The sequence below is a fragment of the Paenibacillus gallinarum genome, assembly GCF_014836635.1.
In the GTDB taxonomy this organism is placed as follows: Bacteria; Bacillota; Bacilli; order Paenibacillales; family Paenibacillaceae; genus Paenibacillus; species Paenibacillus gallinarum.
Genome location: NZ_JACSQL010000004.1, coordinates 250,095 through 272,501 on the forward strand (window position 1 = coordinate 250,095; position 22,407 = coordinate 272,501).

The 22,407-nt window shown below is 42.3% G+C and carries 22 protein-coding genes; 13 read left to right on the plus strand and 9 right to left on the minus strand.

All coding sequences use genetic code 11. The features are described from left to right. Positions 1-34: 34 nt before the first annotated feature. Together H9647_RS12170 and H9647_RS12175 are read right to left on the minus strand one after the other, a co-directional pair. Positions 35-1,294: an ABC transporter permease gene (locus H9647_RS12170; RefSeq protein WP_191800192.1), complete on the minus strand. Its 1,260-nt coding sequence runs from the start codon at positions 1,292-1,294 to the stop codon at positions 35-37. A gap of 19 nt (positions 1,295-1,313) precedes the next feature. Continuing rightward, complete coding sequence (locus tag H9647_RS12175; protein WP_191800194.1) at positions 1,314-1,748, minus strand: MarR family winged helix-turn-helix transcriptional regulator; 435 nt, start codon at positions 1,746-1,748, stop codon at positions 1,314-1,316. A 299-nt stretch (positions 1,749-2,047) separates the two neighbouring features. Between H9647_RS12175 and H9647_RS12180 the strand changes: the two genes are divergently transcribed. Both H9647_RS12180 and H9647_RS12185 read left to right on the plus strand, forming a co-directional pair. Further along, on the plus strand, positions 2,048-2,617 hold the full coding sequence (locus H9647_RS12180; RefSeq protein WP_191800196.1) for a hypothetical protein: 570 nt from the start codon (positions 2,048-2,050) through the stop codon (positions 2,615-2,617). Continuing rightward, entirely contained in the window at positions 2,618-3,127 is a 510-nt protein-coding gene (locus H9647_RS12185) for a hypothetical protein (protein WP_191800198.1), read from the plus strand. A 91-nt stretch (positions 3,128-3,218) separates the two neighbouring features. Here H9647_RS12185 and H9647_RS12190 read toward each other — a convergent pair whose 3' ends face one another. Together H9647_RS12190 and H9647_RS12195 are read right to left on the minus strand one after the other, a co-directional pair. Beyond that, positions 3,219-3,656, minus strand: a complete 438-nt coding sequence (locus H9647_RS12190; protein WP_191800200.1) for an Rrf2 family transcriptional regulator — start codon at positions 3,654-3,656, stop codon at positions 3,219-3,221. 162 nt (positions 3,657-3,818) lie between these two features. Next, the gene (locus tag H9647_RS12195; RefSeq protein ID WP_191800202.1) at positions 3,819-4,454 is read right to left on the minus strand and encodes an NAD(P)-dependent oxidoreductase; all 636 of its coding nucleotides are present in this window, start codon (positions 4,452-4,454) and stop codon (positions 3,819-3,821) included. Between the two features lie 265 nt (positions 4,455-4,719). On the opposite strand from H9647_RS12195, the gene H9647_RS12200 reads away from it, so the two are divergent. The 6 genes from H9647_RS12200 (at position 4,720) to H9647_RS12225 (ending at position 10,906) form a co-directional block, all read left to right on the plus strand. After that, positions 4,720-5,856, plus strand: coding sequence for a metallophosphoesterase (locus H9647_RS12200; protein ID WP_225229247.1), 1,137 nt, complete (start codon positions 4,720-4,722; stop codon positions 5,854-5,856). Positions 5,857-6,202: 346 nt separating this feature from the next. Next, positions 6,203-7,420, plus strand: a complete 1,218-nt coding sequence (locus H9647_RS12205) for a multidrug effflux MFS transporter (RefSeq protein WP_191800206.1) — start codon at positions 6,203-6,205, stop codon at positions 7,418-7,420. A 283-nt stretch (positions 7,421-7,703) separates the two neighbouring features. Continuing rightward, a complete protein-coding gene (locus tag H9647_RS12210) occupies positions 7,704-8,294 on the plus strand; it encodes a copper resistance CopC family protein (protein ID WP_191800208.1) in 591 nt (196 codons plus the stop codon). 50 nt (positions 8,295-8,344) lie between these two features. Further along, on the plus strand, positions 8,345-9,376 hold the full coding sequence (locus tag H9647_RS12215; RefSeq protein WP_191800210.1) for a copper resistance D family protein: 1,032 nt from the start codon (positions 8,345-8,347) through the stop codon (positions 9,374-9,376). Between the two features lie 104 nt (positions 9,377-9,480). Then, positions 9,481-9,792, plus strand: coding sequence for an ArsR/SmtB family transcription factor (locus H9647_RS12220; RefSeq protein ID WP_191800371.1), 312 nt, complete (start codon positions 9,481-9,483; stop codon positions 9,790-9,792). 130 nt (positions 9,793-9,922) lie between these two features. After that, positions 9,923-10,906 carry a Gfo/Idh/MocA family protein gene (locus H9647_RS12225; RefSeq protein ID WP_191800212.1) on the plus strand — a complete coding sequence of 328 codons (984 nt, stop codon included), beginning with the start codon at positions 9,923-9,925 and terminating at the stop codon, positions 10,904-10,906. A gap of 80 nt (positions 10,907-10,986) precedes the next feature. Here H9647_RS12225 and H9647_RS12230 read toward each other — a convergent pair whose 3' ends face one another. Together H9647_RS12230 and H9647_RS12235 are read right to left on the minus strand one after the other, a co-directional pair. Beyond that, positions 10,987-11,472 carry a CarD family transcriptional regulator gene (locus tag H9647_RS12230; RefSeq protein ID WP_191800213.1) on the minus strand — a complete coding sequence of 162 codons (486 nt, stop codon included), beginning with the start codon at positions 11,470-11,472 and terminating at the stop codon, positions 10,987-10,989. Positions 11,473-11,848: 376 nt separating this feature from the next. Continuing rightward, positions 11,849-13,132, minus strand: coding sequence for an ammonium transporter (locus H9647_RS12235; protein WP_191800215.1), 1,284 nt, complete (start codon positions 13,130-13,132; stop codon positions 11,849-11,851). A gap of 460 nt (positions 13,133-13,592) precedes the next feature. On the opposite strand from H9647_RS12235, the gene H9647_RS12240 reads away from it, so the two are divergent. After that, positions 13,593-14,735, plus strand: coding sequence for an AI-2E family transporter (locus tag H9647_RS12240; protein ID WP_191800217.1), 1,143 nt, complete (start codon positions 13,593-13,595; stop codon positions 14,733-14,735). A gap of 70 nt (positions 14,736-14,805) precedes the next feature. Here the strand turns inward: H9647_RS12240 and H9647_RS12245 are convergent, their stop codons facing one another. Further along, positions 14,806-15,180, minus strand: coding sequence for an ArsR/SmtB family transcription factor (locus tag H9647_RS12245; protein ID WP_191800219.1), 375 nt, complete (start codon positions 15,178-15,180; stop codon positions 14,806-14,808). 192 nt (positions 15,181-15,372) lie between these two features. Here H9647_RS12245 and H9647_RS12250 point away from each other — a divergent pair, with 192 nt between their 5' ends. The 3 genes from H9647_RS12250 (at position 15,373) to H9647_RS12260 (ending at position 20,237) form a co-directional block, all read left to right on the plus strand. Next, positions 15,373-17,613, plus strand: coding sequence for a heavy metal translocating P-type ATPase (locus H9647_RS12250; RefSeq protein WP_318245298.1), 2,241 nt, complete (start codon positions 15,373-15,375; stop codon positions 17,611-17,613). A 286-nt stretch (positions 17,614-17,899) separates the two neighbouring features. Continuing rightward, a complete protein-coding gene (locus H9647_RS12255) occupies positions 17,900-19,327 on the plus strand; it encodes an aldehyde dehydrogenase family protein (RefSeq protein ID WP_191800221.1) in 1,428 nt (475 codons plus the stop codon). 172 nt (positions 19,328-19,499) lie between these two features. After that, positions 19,500-20,237, plus strand: coding sequence for a MerR family transcriptional regulator (locus H9647_RS12260; RefSeq protein WP_191800223.1), 738 nt, complete (start codon positions 19,500-19,502; stop codon positions 20,235-20,237). 59 nt (positions 20,238-20,296) lie between these two features. Here H9647_RS12260 and H9647_RS12265 read toward each other — a convergent pair whose 3' ends face one another. Next, positions 20,297-20,779: a GAF domain-containing protein gene (locus tag H9647_RS12265; protein ID WP_191800225.1), complete on the minus strand. Its 483-nt coding sequence runs from the start codon at positions 20,777-20,779 to the stop codon at positions 20,297-20,299. Between the two features lie 207 nt (positions 20,780-20,986). On the opposite strand from H9647_RS12265, the gene H9647_RS12270 reads away from it, so the two are divergent. Then, positions 20,987-21,271: a hypothetical protein gene (locus H9647_RS12270; protein WP_191800227.1), complete on the plus strand. Its 285-nt coding sequence runs from the start codon at positions 20,987-20,989 to the stop codon at positions 21,269-21,271. 117 nt (positions 21,272-21,388) lie between these two features. Here H9647_RS12270 and H9647_RS12275 read toward each other — a convergent pair whose 3' ends face one another. Further along, entirely contained in the window at positions 21,389-22,399 is a 1,011-nt protein-coding gene (locus tag H9647_RS12275; protein WP_191800229.1) for an alpha/beta hydrolase, read from the minus strand. Positions 22,400-22,407: the final 8 nt, after the last annotated feature.

Consider the following 22,407-nt stretch of genomic DNA (forward strand, 5'->3'; position numbering starts at 1 on the left):
ATCAACCGTGCCGTTTTTTTATATGTGATTATATTTAAGCTGAAACAGCAGCCTGTGCCGAACTACTAGAATTCTGTTGTTGATTATGATGATTCTTATTTGCTTGATTTCGTTTCCATAGAAATACAATGACGATAATCGCTGAAAAGAGAAGGAAGAAAGCAGGAACGATGATTAACGCCTTTCCTAGACCTGATTCCATATTACCGTTGTAATAGAGCAATGAACGCATACCTTCAATCATGTACCTGATAGGCATCATATTGCCAAGGACCCGATGGAAATCGGGAAGGTTTGTAACCGGGATCGCTCCACCGCTGGCGAAAATCCCTAAGATGTTGACAGGAAACGCAGCCAGCATGGCCCATTTTCCGAATAACATGCCGATCATTTTGAACATAGCAAACATCGTCATCGTGCACAGCAAAGTAAATAAGAAAATTTGAATGATGCCTGACGAGTGGAAGCTTCCGAAGAGTCCGAACACTGCTGATGGAATTAGTATTGCAACAGCAATCATTAAGATAGCACTCAGTAGAATTTCCGTAGCAAACACTTTTGAATAGGTGAGAGGAACACCATGGCGTTTCAAATTATCGCTAATACCACCTAAATAGCCATTAATCATCTGTGTCCCCATAAGCCCGGTAATGGATGCGATTAGGACAATCATAAACGGGGTCATTCCCTTATTGATATCGGAAGGAAGTCCGAGCACGTTTGTCATAGTGTATTCAATGGGATGGTCAAGCTGAGATGCGGCCATGGGAGATAGAAGTATTTGTTGTTTTGTCATATCTGCTTTTATTCCGCTGCTAACCATATCAGAGATTGATGAGGCTAGGGTTTGTAATACAGTTGTTGAGATGCTGGAAGCCATCTGTGAAGCACCATCATTTAATAAAATTTCAACGGGTACGGCGGTAATATCAGTTTCTCCTGATAAGAACGATTGCTGTAAGGCAGAAGTCTGTTCGCTAAAATTAGCGGGAATGATCAAAGCCCCGTTTGCTTTGTTTTCTTTTATCGCCTGTATAGCGGTTTCCTTTGAACTTTCAATCTGCCACTCAAATGAGTGTCCATCCTGCTGTTTCACAAGATTAGAGATGATCGCCTTACCTTCCGGTGAGTCTGCAAACTCGGAGTCTTCGCTGACCAGGATGAGCGGGAAATCGTGCATCCGCTGATCGGCACCGCTAAATACGGGCAAGTAAATCAGGATCATGCTCAGCATTAACACAGCTACAGACCAGACTGGAAACCACGCAAATTTAATCTTTAATAAGTTTTTCAATTGATGCAAGCTCCTTTAATTACTTCAGTTTACGATTTAGTAAACGAATACTCAGGTATACCATTTCTTTATCCTCTTCATCCAATTGCTCAAATTGTTCCTTGACTGACTGATCCATTTCCGGAATAAAAAGAACGTCATTACCTTTATCCGTCAGCGTAATTCGGTGACTTCGTCGATCCTCTGGATTATCTAGGCGAGTGACATAACCTCTTTGCTCAAGTGAGTCTACCAAATAAGTGATCGAAGCCGCTTTGATTTCTAGATACTGGGCCAAATGTACAGATAGACAAGGTCCTTCTCGTTGAACTTTTGTTAAAATTGCAAATTGATTCAATGTTAAATCGTATTTTCGTAAATGATCTACGAAAGCTTTGATTCGGTAATTCGTCAATTTTTGTTCCAACTGATTATAAGTGTCCATTAGCATGTCTAGAGAAATTTGATGATCCAAAAGTATGGCTCCTATTCGTAAAAATAGTATTAGTGAAGAAGTATTATACTTAGAATGTCCTAAATAGTAAACCGTATTACCGACAATTTAGTTAAAAAAATCGAAATTAATGAAATTAAATATCTTTTTTGTGAACATTATCATTGTTATTAGAGATGAAGTAGTGAGGGAATAAACCCATATAATGGTTAGCTGAAACTAATAGTATGAGGTAATATAAAGGAAAATATCCTAATATTTATCGCAATCATTAATATTTATCGTTTAGGATATAGACGAAAGTGAATGGTGGTGAGCTTTTGGGAAAAACAGTTTCAATGTGGACCATCACAGGGTCCATATTTCTGATCATCTTGTTTGCAGTACTTATTGGGAGAGAATACGATAAACAAGAGCAGCAACAAATTAACGGCAAGGCTTTTACGTACTCCTATGATCTCACTGCATCTTCATTACGTGCGTCAACCTATTATACGGACACTGTCTTGAACAGAGCAGGTGCATTGAATAGGGATGACGCAAGAGAGTTATTTTTAGGGTACACTCGTTTAATCAGAGCGGCAGAAGAGGTCAGACAACTCCGTAGTAATCATTCTGAAGGAGAAGAACTGAGGACGGAAGCTTTAGAGAACAAGCTTAAGGAGCTCGGAGCAGAACTTTTGTTACATTCCTCGAAAATACTTGAAGGGACAGGCGACCGTAGGGAATTAAAGAAAACACGTATTGTAATTCACGAACTGCAGGAGCAAATTCCTGACCTGCCGAGTGATACAAATTATAAAGATTTTCCTGAAGAGCAGAAACAGGAACTTATTCATCTTCTGAATCGCATTTCGGCACAACTGGAGAAAGGGCAGGGTGATGCTTAAGTGAGGAGCTTCTTAACAAAATACATAAAAGGAATAGCGATTATAACGTTAACCTGTGCTCTGGTAGTAGGCGGTTGGTACGTATTTTTACTGGTGGATGGAAAGTCTCTCATCTCGGATGGGGTGGAGGAGAACCAAGTGTACGACCAGTTTCGTACAGAGCTTGTACGTACGAATGAGCTGCTGAGGGAATTTAATGAAAGCGAGCAAACAAGGGCTGATGTCCCTGTACTGTTGCAAGCCTACGCTCACTTTAAACAAGTGGGAGTTCATTTGGATCAATTCTATTCTTACTTTTCATATCGACTCACGGACACCTATGTCTTGCATGAAATACAGTACCAAGGTGAAGATAAGATATTCAATATAACCGTCAATTATATAATGGGAAGAGGCAAAGAGAGTGATATTCTTTACCTTATGGAGTATTCAAGTTTATTACTAGATGTATTTCCCATAGAGTATATGAAGGATGATCGAACTGATTTCTTTATCAATTTAATGACGTAAATGACCAAGTGAATATGCATGATTTTGTGAATAAATATATTTGGCTATAAAAAATAAATCTAAAGGAATCTCTGTAAAACGGGTTAACCGTTTACTCCAGAGGTTCCTTTTCTTTTTGGGAGAGGTCATAGATCACATCAGCGATGGAGACACTCGCAAGCTGATCTTCCATTGCTTTTTGAGCAGAAATAAAGATAGGGGAGATCGCATTCTGGATATTACGCCCTACAACACAGGCAGGATTCGGAGAATCATGTACAGAAAATAGGGCATCTTCTTCCACCGCATTTACCGCCCGGTACACGTCGAGTAGAGTGATATCTGCTGCCTCTTTTTTGAGCCTCGCCCCTGCAACGCCCGGTTTCACATCAACAAGCCCTGCTTTACTCAGCATGCCTGTAATTCGGCGAATGACCACGGGATTGGTACCCACGCTGCCCGCAAGAAAGTCTGAGGTGTTGACTGTATCTTTGTTAATCTCAAGCAGTGATAAAATATGAATGCCAACAGCAAATCGGCTAGTAACCATCTTTACGTTAACTCCTTTATTCTTCTGCTCATAGCAGAGTGATTCTTCTATTAAATAAGTAAATACGTCTCTAATAGTGTAATCTATTGTACCCTGAGTGAACAGTTGTAAACAAAAAGATCCTCCGGGTAGCGGCCCAGAGGATCTGAAAAAACAAGGAGATTATTTTTGCTCACCAACGACAGTGAAACGTTCACCGATATGTGCTGGGTTTTCGATTTCATCCACAATCGCAATGGCATAATCCGCGTAGCTGATGTAGCTGTCACCTTTAGCGTTCAAGATCAAATTATCTTTTCCTTTTTGATAAGAACCACTGCGTGCACCTTCTGCATCAAACATCGCCGCTGGGCTTACGAAAGTCCATTTCAGGTCTGTAGAAGCTTTCAGGTCCTCCAGGTTTTTTCCTTGATTGCTTGCGGTTGGTTTGTAGAGATCAGGGAATTCTGGTGTATCGATCAGTTTCGTCGTTTTCGCTTCATCAACGTACAAGCTTCCTGCACCGCCGACAACGATCAGCCGAGTGCCTTCCACACCGCTCAGTGCCTTAATGAGTGTTTGGCCTGCTTCTACGTGTTTATGCTCTTCACCTGGTGCTGCACCAAAGGCGTTTACAACAACATCATATTTATTCAGATCTTCCGTCGTTAGTGCAAAAATATCTTTCTGGGCGGCAGGAACCCCGCTAACCTTAGACGCATTTCTTACGATCGCTGTGACTTCATGGCCGCGTTTTCCTGCTTCGTCCATAATGAATTTTCCTGCTTTACCACTAGCACCAATAATTGCAATTTTCATTTTTATTCCTCCAATGTTGTTTATAAAGTAAATTCGTTTTTTCAACTTGTAACCATTGTAGTTACAAGTGAGATGATTTGTCAACCGTACTCATGATATAAGGGTAATATCCCTGTAAGGAAAGATACGCTCCACGCTTACCGGATGTAATATCCAGGAGAGAATGACTGAGGTTGGAATTAGGTTCAGTTGTATAATAAAATGAAGTGTAATCAATTTGCATTATAAAGGAGCGAGTCAGGAACCAATGAAGTTTCCCTTTCGAATGATACTGAACACTTTACTTGTACTTCTTATATTTATTGGATTACAGCTGTATATCGGCTGGAATATGTACTTGTTTCTTTCTTCTTATGTTTCTGATATTTCTATTTTCGTATTAGGTATCTCTCTGACTGTGGTATCGCTTGGATATGCGATCGGACGGATCAAGTGGCTTGGACCCGTAGGGCGCTTCATAAAAGTGATCGGTTCGTACTATTTTGCGTTGCTCGAGTTCTTCATCCTTGTACTTCCGGTGATGGATCTGATCGGATGGATATGTCATCTTGCGGGAGCTGATTCTAAGGCATATATTCCGATACTTGGCTGGGCAACGGTAGCGCTTCTAGGGATCTTCCTATTGCGTGGGTCTTATAATGCGTGGAGTCCTGTCGTAAGAAAATATGAAGTAACGGTAGCCAAGAAGCCAGAACCAGGTGCTCCCAGAAAGTACACCATCGCAGTAGCTTCCGATATCCATCTTGGGAACATTGTGGGCAATCGATATTTAGCAAAGCTAACCGGACTCCTCAATGGATTAAAGCCTGATCTGACCTTGCTGGTAGGGGATGTGCTTGATGATTCGATTGAACCTTTTTTGCGAAATAAGATGTCAAATGAGATGAAGAAATTATCTGCTAAATACGGTGTTTTTGCAGTGCTCGGTAACCATGAATATTACGGAGGGCACGTTGATCGTTATGTGAAGGAAATGAGCGAGATTGGAATTCCCGTACTTCGGGACGAGGTAGTCAGCGTAGCAGGCGGAGCTATCTACATTGCGGGACGTAAAGATCTGACAGCAGTACGTATGGATCCAGAAGGACGTTTATCTGTGTCAGATCTGCTTACTCCACTGGACCATACAAAACCGATTGTTTTGCTGGATCATCAGCCATATGCATTTGATAAAGCCCAAGAGGCTGGCGCCGATGTATTGTTATGCGGGCATACACACAGGGGACAGTTTGCGCCCAATCATTTCATTACAAAACGACTTTTTGAACTGGATTGGGGCTATATGCTGAAAGAAAAAATGCATGTTATTGTGTCCTCTGGTTTTGGTTCATGGGGACCGCCTATCCGCCTGGCAAGCAGATCAGAAGTCATTCATATCGAATTGACACTCACCGAAGAATAAGAAAGCGATTAGAAAAAAGACATCTCCTTTTTATGAGGAATGTCTTTTTTATTTGTATCCTATGATTTACATTATTCTGAATATGTTATCTCATGGGGTGAATAATTAATGGGACTAAACTAACTATAATCTAAATGATTTATCTAATTAAACGTTAATCAGTAGAATAACTTAGAGAGTGAAGTGATTACGCTAGGGCTATGTTCTTACTTAGAAGTCTTGATGGTTGTAAACTGCCAGAATTATTGTAAAATGAACAAGGGATTTATGAAAAAGATTACATAAACAGCTAGTATTGTACAAACTGTGCTCTATTATTTTCATCTAATTAAAGGAGAGAACATCCATGACACAAGCTCAGGCGATCCAGGAAGCACCGGATCGTGCGAAGCGGCTTTGGCTGGCGTTTATACTTGGAACACTGTCAGCTTTCGGCCCATTCTCACTCGATATGTATCTGCCTGCACTCACCATTCTGGCAGACGATTTAAACACAACTGCGTCCTATGCCCAGCTTAGTCTTACTGCTTGTATGCTGGGACTTGCGCTTGGTCAGTTAGTAGCAGGACCAATCAGCGACGCAAGAGGACGACGTGGACCGCTACTTATTGGTCTCGGCGTATTTACTATTTCTTCGATTTTATGTTTTATTGCTCCGTCTATAGAAATGTTTGTCGTCATGCGTTTTATTCAAGGAGCAGCTGGCGCAGCGGGAATTGTTATCTCAAGAGCCGTAGTTCGTGACTTGTATTCGGGCACAGAGCTCACGAAATTCTTTTCCTTACTTATGCTCATCAACGGAGCAGCGCCCATCCTTGCACCAATTGCAGGTGGTCAGCTACTCACGGTGACTTCTTGGCGAGGTGTGTTCGTCGTCCTCACCGTCATCGGGGTATTATCCTTGATTGGAGTTATCCTTGGTCTTCCTGAGTCCTTATCAAAAAATCAGCGTACCCAAGGCGGTCTGCAACAGACGTTCCGTGCTTTCGGTACAATCATGAAAGATCGGGTATTCATGGGCTATGCTCTTTGCCAAGGATTTGTAGGAGCTGCTATGTTTGCCTATATATCAGGCTCGCCCTTTGTTCTTCAAAAAATCTATGAAGTCAGCCCTCAAACCTACAGTTTGATCTTTGCTATGAATGGAGCGGGTATCATTATTGCGAGTCAGATTGCGGGAAGACTTGCAGGACGTGTGGGAGAATCAAGACTGCTGATTGTAGGCTTGTCCCTTGCCGGGATCGGCGGAATCAGCTTACTTCTTGCCATCTTAGCAGATGCTCCACTGGTTGGTATATTGATCCCGCTATTCCTGGTGGTTTCTTGTGTTGGTATTGTAAATACCGCAACTTTCGGACTAGCGATGCAGAATCAGAAGAATTCTGCGGGCAGTGCATCGGCTTTGCTTGGTGTTCTTATGTTCCTATTCGGAGGACTGGTAGCACCTCTCGTCGGAATTGGCGGCGAAGATACGGCAGTACCGATGGGGATTGTGATTGCAGCAGCTGAAGTGCTTGCCATTACCTTGTATTTACTCATGGTCATATCAAGTTCTCGGAAATAGGACCATTCAAATCATAAAAAGAAGAGAGGATTCTTGATCCTGTCTTCTTTTTGGTTTAGCCTTTTGTAGTGGACTATTTTAGAACGTGCAGGGATATGATCAAGAATTGAGCATTTTTCGCTCGGGAAAGTTGCTTTTTGTTCATAATTCAACCTGTTTCGCATGTTTTTTAGGAAAAGTATGACCCGACTGGGCTATTCTCTTGCTCTAGAAGGATGGGTTATGCTGAGTCGTAAGTGAGTGTTACATAAAACTGCTCCAAGAGAAAGGATCGATAATGAAAATGATGAAAAAAGGAATTCTTACGCTGGTTCTGTTTTTAATGTTGCTGCCAGGCGCTGCTTTTGCACATACGGGTCTAGAAAGTGCTGTCCCTGGAAATGGAGATACGGTGACTTCTGCACTGGATGAATTAGTCCTTACGTTTGAAACACCGATTGAGCCGCTTAGTGAGATTAAAGTAGTAAATGAAGAAGGCAAGGAAATGGACCTAGCGGATATTGAGGTCAAAGAAAATACGCTTACTGCTAAGTTAAGCGAACCGCTGCCGAATGGAGCTTATAAGGTAGACTGGACGATTGTTGGGGAAGATGGACATACCATTAATAATGAATATGCATTTACAGTAGATGCACCGGTAGAGCCGGAACAGCCGGACAATACAGTTGTAGAGGATGAAACTATAGAAGCGGATACACCTGTAACAAGCGAAGACACAGTAGATGAACAAAATAATACGGCAGCACCTGTAGCAGACGATGTACAAGAAACGGAAGCTGGCAATACAGGAAATGCAGGAATTTGGATTGCACTCATCGTTGTTGTTATTATTGCGGGTGCCTATGTAGCCCTAAGACGTAAAGGGAAAAAATAAAAATGGGCTTTCTTAGCGAAGGTCTGCTATATATCTGTTATGCGTTTCTTATGGGGAGTTTGATTGTTCATCTTGTTCCTGATCATGCAAGGCCGAGGCTCCATATCCCGCGTCAGGCGGTGATATGGAGTATCGTGGGGACCATGGTTTTAGCTTTTGCACCACTTCTCCAGATTATTATTCGTTTTGGTTCAGGTATTGGATATGGAAAAGCGCTGTCCACCGTTCTATTCTCATTTAAAGAAGGGAAAGCATATCTCCTTGTATTTGGACTCTGTTTATTATTACTTCTTACCTTTTTGCTGATAAAAGATGCTCTCCAGAACAAAAAGATACTCTATCCATCTTTGCTGATTGTTCTGTGTATCATTGCAACATTTGGCTATGCCAGCCATTTAGGCGCCATTGGAGGATTTAAGGGAGCTGTCATTCAGACGGTTCATATGCTTTGTATGGCTGTATGGGCAGGAGTGCTTTTTGCTGTTGCGTGGTTTACAGCAGAAGCTCGTAACTGGGATCGTTTTCTGAAATGGTTCACCCCAGTATCGATCGGTTGTGTCGTACTTATCCTGATATCGGGACTGCTTACGATGAGCTACACGGTACCTGAATATGTAAACTCCTGGATTCTGCCGTATGGGCAGGCACTGTTAATGAAACATTTACTGTTTGTTCCGATCATTATTTGTGGGTTCTGTAATGGATTTTTGATTCGGAATAAAATGAAACTGAATCAAGGATTTGCTGTCATTCCTTGGCTCAAAGCAGAAACCATTCTTATTCTGTTTGTGCTCCTGTTCACGGCCTTAATGTCGCAGGAAGCGCCAGCTCACACGGTTGCTGAGACACTGCAGTACAATGATCCATCGGCAGTCTTCATGATGCTTCATCCTGAAGCTAGTGTACCGCTGAACTGGGGCATTACGATCCCAGCGGCTGCTCTTGCAGGGGTTGCTCTTCTTATCCTTGTGGGAATGATAATCTCATTTGTGAACAAAAAAGCAAGCCCCGTCATGTTACTAATTCTCGGATTTGTTTTTGTACTCACAGCTTATGGAAGCCTAATGCTAAGTGTACAATAGCACACACCGAATGGAAGATAGATTGGTTATCGATACCGCCTTTATTGAAGAATAAAGGCGGTATTTTTATTTACAAATAGATAGGAGCATATATAATGAAGCTTATGGAACCTATAATGATTCATAAAGTGTTGTCGAATGAGACAAGGCGGGATATTCTTGAATGGCTCAAAAACCCGGAAAAACATTTCGGTGACCTATATCATACTCCCCCTAATGGAGATCGGACAAAAGGAGTATGTGTAGGAGATATTCAAGCGAAGGCAGGGCTTGCACAATCCGTTATTTCGAATTATTTATTATCGATGCAAAAGGCCGGCCTGCTCTTGTCAGAACGTGTTGGTCAGTGGACATATTACAGACGAAATGAAGAGGTAATTCAGCAGTTTTGTGATGAACTCAAAAAAAATCTATAAGAAAGGAGGCTTTTTTTCTTTATAATTATCTAGATTCCTAGATATAAAGATACATACGAACAGCAAAAACTCCTCTTCCTATTTATGATACAATGACAAAAAACGAGAAGAGACAAAGAGGAGGGGTAACGTGGTACGCTTTGGTATTATTGGTACAAACACGATTACAGAGCGTTTTCTGGAGGCGGCAAGCACGCTCACCGATTTTAAGCTTACGGCTGTTTATTCACGGACGGAGAAACGTGCTAAGGAATTCGCTGAAAAGCATGGTGCGGAATTTATTTATACGAATTTGGAACATATGGCTGCGAGTGAAGAACTTGATGCTGTCTACATTGCCAGCCCGAATTCATTACATAGTGAACAAGCCATACTCATGATGAATCATGGGAAGCATGTTTTGTGTGAGAAACCGATTGCTTCTAACAGTAAACAGCTACAGGATATGCTGGACGCGGCTGCAGCAAATCAGGTTGTGCTGATGGAAGCGATGAAATCAACACTTCTTCCCGGTTTCGCGAGAATCCAAGAGGGGCTGCCTAAACTGGGAACGGTTCGTAAATTTAATGTGAACTATTGTCAGTATTCATCTCGTTATGATGCATATAAAGAAGGTAAAGTTCTTAATGCTTTTAAGCCGGAGTTCTCTAACGGCTCCCTGATGGATATTGGAGTATATTGCATCTACCCGATGGTCGTTCTGTTCGGACAGCCTGAGAATGTCAAAGCGACCAGTGTAATGCTTGATTCGGGTGTAGATGGTGAGGGAAGTATTGTCTTGCAATATAAAGAGATGGACGGGGTTATTACGTATTCTAAAATAACGAACTCCTATCTGCCATCCGAAATCCAGGGTGAAGAGGGAAGTATGGTCATTGACCATATTAGTACGCCTGGAAAAGTGCAGATCCATTATCGACAGGGTGTAACAGAGACGATCTCGGAAGTATCGAATGAACCTGCAATGAAGTACGAGGTAGCTGAGTTCATCCGTCTTGTACAAAGCGGAGAGCTGGAATCACCTGTGAATTCACATCATCATTCCAGTGTAACGATGGCGATCATGGATACGGTTCGTAGACAGATTGGGCTTGTCTATCCGGCGGATCGCTAAAAAATATAGAACAAAAAGATACCCGGTACGCTGAACTAAAGGCGGCCGGGTTATTTGCATGCTTTTTTATTAAGGAATAATTAGTGTACCGCATGAAGGGTGTTATCGAGCAGGAGAGCTGCTTCTTCAGGTGAAATATTTCGAGCAGTTATGAGTTCGCTGATGACAAGTTTACGTGCATTGTTCAGCATGTTTTTGTCAGTCCAGCCCAGTGTTTTTTTTGAACTCAGATGACTCAAATCGCGGATGACTTGCAGCTCCATATTGAGTTCACCTGTTTTGAGTTTATTCAGCAGATTTTGCTGTCTTGCCGTAGGATTGGAGGGGAGTTCTGAACATTGTTCCAAAAGCACGGATCGTGCGCTTTCCAGCATTTCCTCATCCGCAATATTCCGGATGCCAAGCGATTCAGCATTATGGATAGGAAATGAGACTTCCATTACCGGATGCTCAATGGTCACCTGGTAATACCACTTTTTCTCCCCGAGAAATTCCTTCTCTTCCATAGCCTCAATATGACCTGCACCGTACATAGGGTAGAAAATATAATCGCCTACTTGAAACATAGATAAAACTTCCTTTCCGAAGACCTTGAAATGAAAAAAAGACCCTGATTTAGTTAGGTGTTCGCCGTGAGTTCTACTTCTAGTATAGCATACGTTTGAATTCGGCCTGGTTTCAGTGAGGTTGGAGTAGGGGGATGGCAGTGTTTCCAAGCTCTCTGCTCCGCTTGTTTTGTCTGGACAAAAAGTGGATTCGAAGAAGTAATGGTCCAGCCAAAGCCAAAAGTCGCAGCGATCTAGGAAACACCTAGATCCCCGGAGTCCAAGCACAACTTTCAAAAGGTCGAGTTCAAAGTTACGCGGTTGGACGTAGGTAGGACGACAAAAAACCGGCTGAACGGTTTTGGAAAACCATCCAGCCGGTACGGAGGATATTTAATTAGAGGGGGAGGTTCGATTTTTTGATTTCTGCGGAGAGTTGCTCTGGGTATCCATAAGTTCCGTGTTCACTCATATCAAGACCAACCAGCTCTTCCTCTTCGGATACGCGGATACCTATCGTTTTTTTCATGACCCACAATATTGCGAAGGATACTGCGAAAGCGTAGATCGCACAAGTAACGACACCAAGTGCTTGAACTCCCAGCTGACCGAAGCCGCCGCCATAGAATAACCCGGGGTTACCTACCTGTAGTTTTTCGACTAGTTCAGGAGTAGCGAAGAAACCAGTGGACAATGTACCCCAGATTCCCGCAGTACCATGAGCAGACAAGGCTGCGATGGGATCATCAATTCTCATTTTCTCGAAGAAGCGGATACTGAAGAATACGAGGATGCCGGCAATCAGGCCGATTACAATGGCAGCCCAGGAATCTACATAAGCACAAGACGCGGTGATGGCAACGAGTCCTGCAAGTGCGCCATTTAACATCATGCCTACATCAGCTTTACCCATAAAGGCCCAAGCAACGAGGAGAGCAGCAACAGCACCGGCAGCGGCACCAAGCTGTGTATTGATGGCAACAAATCCGAAGAAACTTCCATCTTCCACGGTTAGCGTACTGCCTGCGTTAAATCCGAACCAGCCTACCCATAGAATCATCACGCCGAGTGTCGTAAAGACTTGGTTATGACCGGGCATATGGTTTGGTTTACCATCTTTATTGTATTTACCAATACGCGGTTTTAACAGGATTGTTGCTGCTAAAGCTGCACAAGCCCCTGTTAGATGAACTACAGTGGAACCAGCAAAGTCTTGGTCTCCATGTTCAGAGAGCCAGCCGCCGCCCCAAATCCAGTGAGCAATGACAGGATATACAAGTACGGAGAAGAGTACAGCGAAGATGAGATACGCGGATAATTTCGCTCTTTCGGCAAAACCGCCCCAGGCGATGGACATGGATACGGCAGCAAAAGCGAGTTGGAAGATAAACATAACGCTTGGAGCTACGGTGTCATCTGCAGAAGAACCTGTGACATTAAATGCGAAGTAATCGCCCCAACCAATAATTGCATTCCCTTGACCGCCAAAGATCAGTGCATAACCAACTGCCCAAAATACGATCGATACGATACCGACTGTAAAAATCGTCTTACCTGCAACGTGACCGGCATTCTTCATTCGAGTTGAACCTGCTTCAAGGAGGATGAATCCTCCTTGCATGAACAATACCAAAATGGCCCCCAGCATGACCCAAACACTGTTTATTCCGATGACCTCCATCTTGAACCACTCCTTGTTTGTATAAAATGACTTGCATCACGCTGCTGACTGTAATTTGAGAACGAGGGTTTCACCTGCTAATTCTCATAAATGGTAAAGTTTGTTTTTAAGGCTTTGACCGTATTGTAGAGGCAAAACCATACTTTGTCAATATATCTAACATAAGAAGTTTTAATTTTTATTTTGCGCACACATTAATTGTAATATTGTTTGCACTTTATTACATATATAATAAGTTAATCACATTTTATTAGCAAAAATGAATAGATATTAGGTTTGGAAAGCATGAAAAGAAGGGTTTGTACATAGAAGCGATAATATATAACACAAACATAACATAATATTTTTTTATAAAACTTTGGTTTTTTGAAACGAAGAACTTAGAAAAACGTATGAAAATTGGGCTTTTTTCATTAATATATAGATAGGAGCTATTGGATCGTAAGAAAGGGATGCATATATGGAACAAGAGAGAGTTTGGCCAGACAGATTTAAGCGTTTATTTCTCAATAATAAATTTGTTCTTTTTTTGTTGATCATCTTATTGATCGGTCTCAATATTATGGTCTTTACCAAAGTTTCATTTGTTTTTCGGCCTTTAGAAGTTTTGCTGAGGACCATTGTGATACCGATTTTATTAACAGGTGTAGTGTATTATTTACTGAATCCGCTGGTGGACATATTAGAGCGCCGAGGTTTAAAAAGGGTATATTCGATTCTGATCTTATATCTTCTAATTGCAGCTATTATTACGATTGTAATTCTTGCAGTCGTTCCCGTTGTACGGCAACAGATTGAGGACTTAATTCTTAATTTTCCAAGATATTATGAGAATGTAGCCTTTCAGTTTGAACAGTTTATTGGAAGTCAGTACCTGACACAGATTCAAAGCGCTGTTAATTTCGATTTGGATAGCATGATTCAGGACTTATCTAAACAGGCAAGCACTATTCTGGATACCACTTTTTCAGGAATTGGCGGTTTCTTAGGAATCCTAACAGAGACCGTGCTTACCATTGTCACCGTGCCGTTTATTCTTTTCTATTTATTAAAAGACGGCAAAAAACTGCCTAATTATCTGTTGGCCTTCCTGCCAACAAAGATGCGGCCAGGGACAACTCGAATTCTTTCGGAATCCAATCATCAGATCAGCTCGTATATTCGCGGGCAGATTATCGTGAGTTTCTGTATTGGTGTTCTGCTGTATATTGGCTATGTCATTATCGGTCTTGATTACGCGCTCATCCTTGCTGTGATTGCTGCCTTTACGAGTATTGTTCCATATCTCGGACCTGCAATCGCGATCACACCTGCGCTTCTCGTTGCCGCCTTTACTTCGCCGGTGATGCTGCTGAAAATGATCGCCGTTTGGACGATTGTTCAACTGATCGAAGGAAAATTCATATCCCCGCAGATTATGGGAAAATCACTTAAAGTGCATCCCATTACCATTATCTTTGTCATTCTGACTGCAGGAAATTTGTTTGGAGTGGTGGGGATCTTGCTGGCCGTACCCGGTTATGCCGTTCTCAAAGTGCTCTTCACCCATCTATTCCACTGGTTCAGGGATGGTTCGGGGCTCTACGATCAGGATATAAAATAAAAAGAAGCATTCTTGCAGACTTTAACTGCATGAATGCTTCTTTTTATTTTTGAAGAAAGGTAAACCGATGTTACTCGTGTTTAATATGCTGAAGAGTCTGGATGAAGATTTGTTCAATATGTCCATCGTCGAGCGAATAATATACGGTTTTCCCTTCTTTTCGCCGCTTCACGATACGCATGTTGCGCAGGGAACGAAGCTGATGAGAAATGGCGGATTGTCCCATATCCAAAAGTACTGTGAGATCATGAACGCATAATTCTCTCTGTAATAATGCATCAATAATACGAAGGCGGGTCGGATCACTGAATGCCTTAAACCAGTCAGCCATTTGTACTGATGTTGTTTTATCAAGCAAAGAGTTTCTGAGGTTATCTAGTGATGTATCCGAACCAGAGCATGTTGCATCACAATCTTCGATAGGTATTATTTTTTGATTTTCCATGTGTATCACCGCCTCTTATATAGTTTTATTATAGCCAAAATAAGGGGAAGTGTATAAATATATATTTTTTTGTTCCAAGTATCATTGACTTCATCTTTGGCAGGTGCATATAATAAATCCATAAACATATGAATAGTTGCTCATATATTACTTTTAACAATTTCCATGGGAAGTCAGAGGAGATGACAGAGCGTGAGTAATGAAACCAAACAAGTGAAATATGAACTGCTTTTGGATGGTCTTGACTGTGCGAACTGTGCAATGAAGATTGAGAATGGGGTTAGTAAACTGCAAGGAGTTACTTCTGCAACGGTTAATTTTGCAACATGTAAAATGATTCTTACTGCAGAAGATGAGACAAAAGAAGATGTCATTACAGAAGCAAAACGTAAAATTAAACAGCTCGATTCACATATTAAAGTTTCCGTGGTAGGAGAGAGAAGCCGTCAAAAAGAGAGCGGAAAAGATCATCATGCCCATGATCACCATGGACACGATCACAACCACGGCGAAGCAGGCGGGCATGAAGGACATAATCATGATCATAGTTCAGCCAAAATGCGCAAAGTTGCTGTACGGCTTGGTGCAGGGACGGTACTTGCTGTCCTCGCAGCACTGCTGCCGATGGATAGCTGGGCCGAGATCGCCCTGTTTGTGCTTGCTTATTTGCTGATTGGCGGTGATGTTTTATGGCAGGCAGTTCGCAATATAGCCAGAGGTCAGGTATTTGATGAATTTTTCCTGATGTCCATTGCTACTCTGGGTGCGTTTGCAATTCGGGAATATCCGGAAGCTGTCGCTGTCATGTTGTTTTATCAGATTGGAGAGATGTTTCAGAGTCTTGCTGTGAACCGTTCACGTAAGTCCATTCAGTCACTAATGAACATTCGGCCGGACTATGCAAACGTGGAGACGGACCAAGGTACTCGTAAAATATCACCAGAGCAAGTCGAAATAGGGAATATCATAATTGTGAAACCCGGAGAGCGGGTTCCGCTTGATGGAATCGTAATATCAGGGAACTCTATGCTCGATACCTCTGCGCTGACAGGAGAGTCTCTTCCTAGAGAAGCAGAGCCGGGTAGTGAGATGCTGAGTGGTTTTGTTAATCTGAATGGTGTTCTAAAAATAGAAGTAACCAAATCTTACGGTGAGTCAACGGTTTCGAAAATTCTGGATCTTGTCCAAAATGCATCGAACAAAAAAGCACCTACGGAGACCTTTATTAATAAATTTGCAAGGGTATATACTCCGATTGTCGTCATTGTAGCTCTGCTGTTAGCCATCATCCCGCCGCTTGTAATTAGTGGTGCTGAATTCTCAGACTGGCTCTACCGAGCGCTGATCTTTCTTGTTATCTCCTGCCCTTGTGCACTTGTTGTTTCCATTCCGCTCGGATTTTTTGGAGGCATTGGAGCGGCGTCCAAAGCAGGTGTACTTGTGAAAGGTGGGAATTACCTCGAAGCTTTGAGTCAAGTAAAAACGGTAGTGTTTGATAAAACGGGGACTCTTACCGAAGGGGTTTTTGAAGTATCCGGAATATATCCTTCTCGTCAGTTACTTGCATCTGCTGGTTCGGAAGAGGAAGCAAAACAACAATTACTAGAACATACGGCTTATACAGAACTGCATTCCCATCATCCAATCGCGGCATCTATTCGGAAAGCATATCAAGAACCGCTTCAAGAAGAGCGGGTTACAGATTATGAGGAATTATCAGGTTATGGAATTAGGGCCAAGGTGGATGATCATATCATCTTTGCAGGGAATACGAAACTCATGAAACAGCAAGGGATTGCCTATGAGGATGCAGTACTGTACGGAACGGTCATTCATGTAGCTGTTGATGGTACTTATACAGGACATCTTGTTATCTCTGACCGGATCAAGGCAGATGCTGCCCGTGCGCTGGATGACCTTCGTTCCCTCTCGATCCATAAGACAGTGATGCTTACTGGCGACGTTCGCTCCGTTGCCGAATCCGTTGCGAGGGAACTTGGAGTAGATGAGGTGCATGCAGAACTGCTTCCACAGCATAAGGTGGAACAGATGGAACGCATTACGGCTTCGAAAGATTCGAAAGAGAAAGTGATGTTTGTTGGTGATGGCATTAACGATACGCCTGTTCTTGCTCAGGCTGATGTGGGTGTTGCGATGGGAGGTCTTGGGTCGGATGCAGCCATCGAAGCTGCTGATATTGTCATTATGACTGATGAACCATCTAAGATCGCAACGGCGATTCGTATTGCGAAGCGGACCCGAGCTATTGTGTGGCAAAATATCATCTTTGCACTGGGTGTTAAGGCGATTTTCCTCATCCTCGGTGCATTTGGGATAGCAACCATGTGGGAAGCTGTCTTCTCTGATGTGGGTGTGACTGTTCTTGCTGTACTGAACGCTATGCGTATCTTGCGATACAAAGAACCTGCTTGAGAAGTTATATAGCAACCTATTTACACTTTAAAATGAAGCCTCATCCTTTTTACTGGATGAGGCTTTTTTACGGTTTGTTTTATGTTTGTCTATTTACTAAATTATGGTTCCGCCGCAGATTTCATGAGATAATTCATATTCTACACACAGGAACATGGGCGAAAAATGTTAGTAATTATTGTTTTAATTGCTGTCAGCGGGATATTTACTTTATAAGAGATAACAATTTATACAAGTCTTTTTTTCATAGATCATCTTAACTACTAATTCGACTGGAGGTCATACGATGTTACTACAGCATTTATATATTAACGGACAATGGAGAGAAGCAAAATCCTATACAACACTACTTTCACCTTACAGTGAAGAGACGATCGCACAAGTTGCTATTGCATCAGAACAAGATGTAGAGGAGGCTGTTGAAGGTGCAGTGGAAGCCTTTAAAGTGATGCGTAAAATGCCTGCACACGAACGTTCTTCTATCCTTGCTAAAGTTGCAGAACTTCTAGAAGAACGGAAAGAGGAAGCTTCAGAGCAGATCGCTAAAGAGGCTGCCAAACCCCTTAAGGCAGCAAGGGCTGAGGTGGATCGGACGATTGAAACGTATCGTTTTGCAGCAGAAGAAGCAAAACGAATCCAGGGTGAGACGATCCCTATGGATGCAGCAGCTGGCGGTGAGGGAAGAATTGCTTACACGGTAAAAGAACCTGTCGGTGTGGTCGGAGCGATCACGCCATTTAATTTTCCTATGAATCTGGTTGCGCATAAGCTTGGACCTGCCATCGCAGCTGGGAATACGATCGTGTTAAAACCTGCAGGACAGACACCTTTGTCTGCCTACCTGATTGCGGAACTGTTTGAAAAAGCAGGCTTGCCCAAAGGTGCGCTTCAGGTGGTAAGCGGAAATGGGAAAATGATTGGGGATAAGCTGGTTGCTGACCCACGTGTGAAGCATATAACGTTTACGGGGAGTCCGAAAGTCGGCACTGGAATACGAGAGAAAGCAGGATTAAAAGGAGTGACACTTGAACTTGGTTCGAACGCTGCGGTCATTATTGATCAAGAAGCCGGGGACTTAGAAGCGATTGCAGAGCGGGTGACAGCAGGAGCTTACTCTTACCAAGGTCAGGTATGTATCTCGGTACAGCGAGTGTATGTGCATGAAAAGGTTGCCGAACCCTTTACCAAGCTTTTAGCTGAGAAAGTCTCAAATCTGCGTACAGGCGATCCTTTGGACCCCAATACCGATGTATCAGCGCTCATTACTGAGGAGGATACACAGCGAGTGCAGGATTGGATTCAGGAAGCGAAGGCAGAGGGGGCGAAGGTAGTGATTGGCGGAGAACTAGAAGGGCGGGTGCTCCAGCCTACCATTTTAACCAATGTACCTCGTTCTGCTAAAGTTTCCTGTCAGGAGGTATTTGGACCGGTCTTGGTAGTTCATAGTGTGAGTTCTATAACAGAAGCTACCCAGCTGGTGAACGATTCCATGTATGGACTTCAAGCTGGTATTTATACACAAAACATAAATGATGCCATGGAAGCAGCGGATAGGCTAGAGGTGGGTGGCGTTATGATTAATGATATTCCTACGTTTCGTGTAGACCATATGCCTTATGGTGGTGTGAAACAGAGTGGATTTGGCCGAGAAGGGATTAAATATGCTTTGGATGCAATGACTGAACTTAAACTTGTCGTTATTAATCGAAACTAAGGTTTTTTTTCTACTATTTTCTTGTATTTCGGTTCATCCTAAGCAGAATGGGTAACTAACCATATATAGTAAAATGGGAAGCTTATACGTTCAAATGTACCTATCTATAGAACTTCAGATAAGAATAGACTTTTTTACAAATCAAAAAAACAGCAGGAAGGGGGTGTGAGCATTGCAGTATACATTAGATGATCTTTCCTCTTTTACAGGGGTGGATCAAGATACGTTAACTTCCTATGAGGAAGAAGGTTTACTTGAATCACACGGCGACGTAGATCATTCACCGAAATATGGATATGACAGTTTGCTTGCACTTCAGCAGATTATGTTATACCGGGAACAGTCTTTGTCAGTCAATCAAATTAAAGAACGAATGCAATCGGAACCAAAGGAATTGCTTGGCAGATTGCATGATCACCGCCTGTATTTACTCAGGGAATCTTCTCGAATTCATACATTAATTCAGTCTGTAGATGAGACGATTGAGTCTTTGGAACTCGATAAGGAGATCGAACCTGATCATTTATTCCAAGGTTTCGGCAAGGAGAAACAGAGTAGCGCTTGGTCGCTGAACCACTCCCCAAGGGAAATCGAATCAAGTAACGCTAGTGCTCAGATGAAGGAAGATTATTTATCATCCCAGGAGACGCTGGATATGATTAATGAACGGCTTCAGCATGCGATGGAGAGGGGACTCACTCCGGCAAGTGAGGAAGTACAGAGCACAGTACGAATGCATTTGGATTGGGTGAGACAATTTTATACTCCGACGGCTACGATATATAAGGGCCTAGCAGATCTTTATGTGGACAAGATACAGTATAGGGAGATATACAATCGTTATCATCCGGGGATGGCAGAGTATATGCGCGATAGTATGCTCGTGCTGGCGGATCGGGAACTGGAGTAATGAAAACAGGCACCTTGAGATCAGTCTCGAGGTGCCTGTTTTTTAACGCTCTATTTATCTTATAGCTGTGCTGATAAAATTTCCACGAACTGTTCCAAAAATTCCTGATCTTCTTGGTCAAAACGAGATAAATGAGGGCTGTCTATATCCAGTACACCGAATAATTCACCGTTTTTCACAATAGGAACAACAATTTCACTTTTGGTTGCCTCATCACAAGCGATATGTCCAGGGAATTCATTCACGTTTTCCACTCGTAAAGTGCGGCGTTGCTCAGCGGAAGTTCCGCATACGCCCCTTCCTATTCCAATACGAATACAAGCAGGGAGACCTTGGAAAGGACCCAAGACGAGTTCCTTACCATCATATATATAAAATCCAACCCAGTTGATATCGTGTAAGAACACATTAAGCAAAGCAGAAGCATTTGCCATATTGGCTATTGCATTAGGTTCATCATAGATTAAGCCTTTTAACTGACTGAGGACGGTATTGTATTGTTCTTGACGTGTTCCTTCATAGGCAGTGGTTTGAAATGACATGTGTTATCCCCTTTCAGATAAGTCGCTAGTATTATGTTTCGCATGTGTTTATTGAGTAAAAATGGTTGTTATATCTAATTAATTGTATGTGATTGATCTCACGTAAGCAAGGGTAATGATGAAGTAAACGATGAAAGTTTTATAAATTAGACAATCGATATGTTTCTATGTTGGTAGCCAATCTTAATCAGAGAGAGGAGTTATTATATGCTCGCAGACACACAAAATTTATTTATCCGTATTCACATGCTTCACATGGCTCAAAGTGAAGATTTAACAGTAACGGGCGTACTCACGGAACTTGAAACACAAGGTTACAGAGTAGGTGAGCGTGAAGTGAAACAAGAGTTGGAGAGACTGACACAAGAGAATTTCTTAACTTCTCACGATGATAAATTCAGTATCACAGGAGCAGGAATCGCAGAATTTAAAGAAGTTCGTACAATGCTCGGATCGATGACGGCAGAGGTTGTTGAAACAGAAACCGCATAGTCCGTTACAATCATAAGATGAGAAAAAGAAAAAGCACGTGCACCTTTATGAACTAAGGGGCTCACGTGCTTTTTCTTTTTTGATTCATGAATTGAGAAGGATGATGCAAAGGACGTATTAAGCTTCTAGTGGAGTAAGTGAATCTACTCCCTTAACTGATTCGGAAGAAAAAGCGGGATGAGTCTCAGGGGTTGTTTCTTTACATACGAGATTTTCTTCTCTATACAAAATCTCATTAACAAAATGCGTAACTTCCGTACGGTATAAGGACGGATTAGTCATATAAGCATTAGCGTGCTCTGCTTTTTCCACTAATAATAAACGTTTGTATCCGATTTTATGGGAGAATAAATCTTCGCTCATATAGGTAGGAACAAATCGATCCTCTATGCCATGAATAAACATGACAGGGAGTTCATTTTCTTCTACAGCGCGTAGCGGCGATACCTGTTCTATCCGAAAACCGGCTCTTTTTAGTACTCGTCGATGCATGATCGAATAAAACCAGGGAAAAGCTTGAAGTTTCACTCGTTTAATCTGATACTTCATAAGTTCAGTTAAATCGGAGTAAGGACAATCGGCAATCACAAATTTTACACAGGGGTTTGCAATGGACAGATATTCGAGAACCGTACCGCCGCCTAAAGATTGCCCATGCAGACCAATGAGGCAGTCCTGACCAACGCGTTCGTTTAAAAAATCGACCCAAGCTGCTACATCATACTTTTCTTTGTACCCGAATGTTGTATAGATGCCTTCACTTTTTCCATGTCGTCGCTGATCAACGAGCAGTAAATTAAACCCTAATTCGGAGAACATCGTAATGTACTGCGTTGATATGGAGTGAGAAGCGGTGTAACCGTGCACTATAATAATCCAGCGATGGGAAGAAGGGTTGGGTTCGATAATGACGCCATGGAGCTTAAGACCATCTTGGCTTTTAATCCATACATCTTCTTTAGCCAGTTCATCATAGGCGGAACGGTGATAGACACCTGCCTTTTCAAGCATAGAGAACAAATAATCTTCACTCCGTACCTTCATACGTATCATTTTTCGAAAAGTATACGTAAGAAGTCCTTCAACTAAGAGTAAGAAGGAAAGTAAAATGAAAGCAATTTGATACATAGTGGGTC

What these genes read in the sequence shown, in the direction of transcription:
- H9647_RS12200 (WP_225229247.1), top strand. Translation starts at nt 4,720, where the DNA reads ATGATACTGAACACTTTACTTGTACTTCTTATATTTATTGGATTACAG.
- H9647_RS12220 (WP_191800371.1), top strand. Translation starts at nt 9,481, where the DNA reads ATGGAACCTATAATGATTCATAAAGTGTTGTCGAATGAGACAAGGCGG.
- H9647_RS12195 (WP_191800202.1), bottom strand. Translation starts at nt 4,454, where the DNA reads ATGAAAATTGCAATTATTGGTGCTAGTGGTAAAGCAGGAAAATTCATT.
- H9647_RS12235 (WP_191800215.1), bottom strand. Translation starts at nt 13,132, where the DNA reads ATGGAGGTCATCGGAATAAACAGTGTTTGGGTCATGCTGGGGGCCATT.
- H9647_RS12205 (WP_191800206.1), top strand. Translation starts at nt 6,203, where the DNA reads ATGACACAAGCTCAGGCGATCCAGGAAGCACCGGATCGTGCGAAGCGG.
- H9647_RS12245 (WP_191800219.1), bottom strand. Translation starts at nt 15,180, where the DNA reads ATGGAAAATCAAAAAATAATACCTATCGAAGATTGTGATGCAACATGC.
- H9647_RS12230 (WP_191800213.1), bottom strand. Translation starts at nt 11,472, where the DNA reads ATGTTTCAAGTAGGCGATTATATTTTCTACCCTATGTACGGTGCAGGT.
- H9647_RS12210 (WP_191800208.1), top strand. Translation starts at nt 7,704, where the DNA reads ATGATGAAAAAAGGAATTCTTACGCTGGTTCTGTTTTTAATGTTGCTG.
- H9647_RS12275 (WP_191800229.1), bottom strand. Translation starts at nt 22,399, where the DNA reads ATGTATCAAATTGCTTTCATTTTACTTTCCTTCTTACTCTTAGTTGAA.
- H9647_RS12255 (WP_191800221.1), top strand. Translation starts at nt 17,900, where the DNA reads ATGTTACTACAGCATTTATATATTAACGGACAATGGAGAGAAGCAAAA.
- H9647_RS12240 (WP_191800217.1), top strand. Translation starts at nt 13,593, where the DNA reads ATGGAACAAGAGAGAGTTTGGCCAGACAGATTTAAGCGTTTATTTCTC.
- H9647_RS12215 (WP_191800210.1), top strand. Translation starts at nt 8,345, where the DNA reads ATGGGGAGTTTGATTGTTCATCTTGTTCCTGATCATGCAAGGCCGAGG.
- H9647_RS12190 (WP_191800200.1), bottom strand. Translation starts at nt 3,656, where the DNA reads ATGGTTACTAGCCGATTTGCTGTTGGCATTCATATTTTATCACTGCTT.
- H9647_RS12270 (WP_191800227.1), top strand. Translation starts at nt 20,987, where the DNA reads ATGCTCGCAGACACACAAAATTTATTTATCCGTATTCACATGCTTCAC.
- H9647_RS12265 (WP_191800225.1), bottom strand. Translation starts at nt 20,779, where the DNA reads ATGTCATTTCAAACCACTGCCTATGAAGGAACACGTCAAGAACAATAC.